Source organism: Amycolatopsis kentuckyensis (assembly GCF_002155975.1).
In the GTDB taxonomy this organism is placed as follows: Bacteria; Actinomycetota; Actinomycetes; order Mycobacteriales; family Pseudonocardiaceae; genus Amycolatopsis; species Amycolatopsis kentuckyensis.
Map to the genome: position 1 here is coordinate 1 of NZ_MUMI01000007.1, position 3,571 is coordinate 3,571.

The 3,571-nt window shown below is 73.2% G+C and carries 5 protein-coding genes; 3 read left to right on the forward strand and 2 right to left on the reverse strand.

Annotated features, from left to right (window positions below; all coding sequences use genetic code 11):
• Positions 1 to 32 precede the first annotated feature (32 nt).
• Positions 33 to 455, forward strand: coding sequence for a MarR family winged helix-turn-helix transcriptional regulator (locus tag CCN39_RS00695; RefSeq protein ID WP_086837863.1), 423 nt, complete (start codon positions 33 to 35; stop codon positions 453 to 455).
• Here CCN39_RS00695 and CCN39_RS00700 read toward each other — a convergent pair.
• Positions 452 to 853 carry a DUF1304 domain-containing protein gene (locus tag CCN39_RS00700; protein ID WP_086837864.1) on the reverse strand — a complete coding sequence of 134 codons (402 nt, stop codon included), beginning with the start codon at positions 851 to 853 and terminating at the stop codon, positions 452 to 454. The genes CCN39_RS00695 and CCN39_RS00700 overlap by 4 nt on opposite strands.
• Positions 850 to 1,263, reverse strand: a complete 414-nt coding sequence (locus CCN39_RS00705) for a cupin domain-containing protein (protein ID WP_167454938.1) — start codon at positions 1,261 to 1,263, stop codon at positions 850 to 852. Before CCN39_RS00705 ends, CCN39_RS00700 begins: the two co-directional genes overlap by 4 nt.
• 88 nt (positions 1,264 to 1,351) lie before the next feature.
• On the opposite strand from CCN39_RS00705, the gene CCN39_RS00710 reads away from it, so the two are divergent.
• Together CCN39_RS00710 and CCN39_RS00715 are read left to right on the forward strand one after the other, a co-directional pair.
• Entirely contained in the window at positions 1,352 to 2,377 is a 1,026-nt protein-coding gene (locus CCN39_RS00710) for a helix-turn-helix transcriptional regulator (protein ID WP_086837866.1), read from the forward strand.
• A gap of 145 nt (positions 2,378 to 2,522) precedes the next feature.
• Positions 2,523 to 3,571 (forward strand): AbeC-like domain-containing protein (locus tag CCN39_RS00715; protein WP_491844417.1); only part of this gene is annotated, 1,049 nt, incomplete at its 3' end.

The following is a 3,571-nucleotide window of genomic DNA, read 5'->3' on the forward strand; positions in this document are numbered from 1 at the left end:
GAGTTGACGCGTCAACTCTGTAGGCTACACCCATGCTGGAGCCGGCGGAGTGGGACTTCTGGGACACCTGGATGCGCGCCCAGCGGCTGCTCGTCCGCGAACTCGACCGCGGGCTGCAGCGCGACTGCGGCATCTCGAAGGCCGAGTTCAGCGTGCTGATCACGCTGACCCGGCCGATGCGGGTCGGCGAGCTCGCCGACACGCTCGACTGGGAGAAGAGCCGCGTCGCCCACCTGCTGACCCGCATGGAGAACCGCGGCCTGGTGGCGCGGATCGAGGACGGCGCCACCGGCCGGCGCACCGGAGTCGAGCGGACCGGGGAAGGCCGCCGGACGGCGGAGAACGCCGTCCGGGCCCACGGCGCCAACATCCGCCGGCTCGTCCTCGACCGGCTCACGCCCGACCAGGCCGCGGCCATCCGGGCCTGGAGCGAGCAGCTGATCGAGCAGAGCTAGAACAACGCCGCGACCAGCGCGCCCAGGGGCGGCACCGCCTGCGCGAAGGCACCACCGCGGCCCGCGCCACGGGGCCGGCTGAGGGCGAGCACGTCCGAGACACCCAGCGCGATCCCCGCCAGCAGCATGAACCCGCAGCAGTAGAGCACGAGCCAGCGCCCGGCGTCGGCGTGGCCGCTGTGCAGCAGGACCAGCCCGAGCACCGGGCCGGCGGCGAGGAACAGGTTGTAGAAGCCGACGTTGAACGACCACAGCCGGGTGGCGGGCAGGTTCGCCGCCGGGATCTTGAAGATGCCCTCGTGCACGCCCGGCCGCTCGAACAGCAGCACCTCCCAGGTGAACGCGAGCAGGTGCACCAGCACCGCCACCCCGGCGAAGACCTGCGCGACGGCGTTCACGGCACGAGCTCGATCCCGTGGTGCCCGGCGATCTCCGGAATCCGGTCCGGCGTCGCCTGGTCGACGGCGCGGAAGAACCGGCCCATCCCGTCCGTCAGGCACAGGGCGAGGAACTGCGCCGACGGCGTGTGCACCGTGAAGGTGTTGACCGCGCCCGCCGGGATGCTGATCGACGCGCCCGGGCCGAGGTCGTGGAGTTCGCCGTCCACGTACACCGTGATCCGCCCGTGCAGGACGTAGAAGCTCTTCGCCCAGGGCTCGGTGTGCGGCGGGACCGACGGCCCGCGCGGCGCGTCGACCTCGAACACCTCGTAGGTGCCGCCGGTGTGCTCCGCGCCGACCTTGACGGTGATCCGCGCGTCCTTGGTGTCGAGTTCCGGGCCTTCGCCCGGGGCGCTGAAGTGGGTCATGCGGACCATGCTGGGAACTCCGTCGGCGGCGGGCCATCCCGGAAAAGTGGGATACCCGGCGCCGGGGCGCGCGGCGCATACTGCGTCCATGTGGGACGGCCGGGCGCAGGGAGTGCGGCGGGACGTCGCCGCGCTCGCCACGGCGGGCCTCGGCGTCGCCGAGCTGCACGCCGCCGCCATCGAGCTGGTCGACCGCGTGGTGCCCGCCGAGCTGACGTGCTGGGCGTCGCTGGACCCGGACACCGCGGTGATCAGCTCGATGACCAGCGGCCGGGCCCGCATCCCCGGCGAGTACGAGCCGCTGCTGGCGGCCTACGAGTACGACGGCGCCCAGCCCCACACCTTCGCCGAGCTGGCGCGGCGGCCCGTGCCGGTGCCGGTGGCGCGCCTGTCCGACCTGCCGCGCCGGGCCGCCGAGCGCAGCGGCCGGCTCACCGACGTCTGGCGGCCGCTGGGGCTCGGCCACGAACTGCGCGTCGTGTTCCGCGTGGACGGCACGCCGTGGGGCGCGGCGGGCCTGGTGCGGCGCGGGGAGTTCAGCGACCGCGAGGTCGAGTTCCTGACCTCGGTCGCCCCGGCGGTGGCGGCGGCGACGCGGGTGGCCGCGCGCGCCCGCGGCACGGGGGAGCGGGCGGAACCGGCGATCGTGGTCGTCGGTCCGGACGGCGGGCAGCGGGCGGCCACCGCGGCGGCCGCGGCGTGGCGCGCCGAACTCGACGAGATCGCCCCGGGCCGGTTCGCCGTCCTGCTGCGCGCGGTCGTGACGGGGGCCCGCGCGGCGGCGGCGGGAACGTTCCGCGCCCGGGTGCGCGACGCCCACGGCGGGTGGATCGTGCTGCACGCCAGCCGGCTGGTGGGGGAGGACGACGGCGAGACGGTCGTGACCGTCGACCGCGCTTCGGGGGCCGAGCTGCTGGGCGTGCTGCTCGCCGCCTACGGCCTGACCGCCCGGGAGCGCGACGTCTGCCGCGAGGTACTGGCCGGACTGTCCACAGCGGACATCGCGGCCCGGCTGGCGATCTCGGCCCACACGGTGCAGGACCACCTCAAGTCGGTGTTCGGCAAGGTGGGGGTCCGCAGCCGTGGGGAACTCACCGCGAAGCTGATGTCCTGACATTCCCGCGTGGCGGCGGAAAACCGTCGAGGGACAGGACGGGCAATTCGTGCCCGAAATGCGGTGCCACCGTCCGCGGCTGCATGATACCTTCCGCAAATTGCGGGGGGTGGGCTTTCGGCCCCCGCCGTCACAAGGGGGCAGCATGGCCGACGACACCACGCGTTACCTGTGTGCGGCGTCCTACCTCGATCCCGCCTACAGCCGGCGAGCCATCACCGAGTTCCTCGTCGAGCCCACGCGCCCGGTCCCGCCGTCACCGGGCCTCGACGCGGGCCGCGTGCTCACCGAGGCGGTGCGGGCCCGGGCCCGCCGCAAGAACTACGACGGGCTGCTGGTGGTGCTGATGGCCGTGGTCATCGGGCTGCTGTGGGACAACCCGCTGCTCTACGGCTGGATCGTGCTGTCGCTGCTGCTCGTCGTCGCGCGGGCCGGGAAGAGCGCCTACTCGCTGGAGAAGGCGGTCAACCCGAGGACGTTGATCCTGCTGGCTTTCGCGATCGTCGTCGCCTGGCTGCTGCTGTCCTATTCGGACGAATTCTTCGGCTCCGGGAGCTCGTACTCCTCCCGCTACTACCACGAAGACGTCGAGTTCGACGATTCGCCGGGCGGCGACACCGCCCGGACCGTCATCGGCATCGTCCTCGCGGTGGGGGTGTGCGTGGTGGTGACAATCGAGCGCTGGTCCCTGTGGAACCTGCTGACGACGCGCTTCAAGCGGTTCGGCGGGACCGCGGACGGCGGCGGGAGCCTCGCCGGCCTCTTCACCGAAGACTTCCGGGATCAGCTCGCCCGCTACCAGGGGAGCGCGGAGTCCACCGAGGCACCGGGGGCGCCGTTGGTGGTGTACCGCGGGTACACCCCGTTCGTGGGCGCCGGTTTCCGCCGTGACGCGTGGTCGATGGCGATCCCGCTGGAGCGGCTCGAGGACGGCGAAGGCCGGCCGAAGCTGACGACCGAGGCGTTGTACGACGGGATCCGCGCGGCGATCGCGGACCTGCGCCACGCGAACGCGCTGTCGCCGGACCACCGGCTCGGCGGGCTGACGGTGACCGAGGCGGTGTTCACCCCGGCCACCGAGCTCGTCGACCACCTCGGCGAGCCGGAAACCGCCGCCTTCCTGCCGGACATCGAGCGCCCGCCGCACACCCGGCTCACCGCGGCCGAAGTCGCGCGGCTCCGCACGGAGCCGAA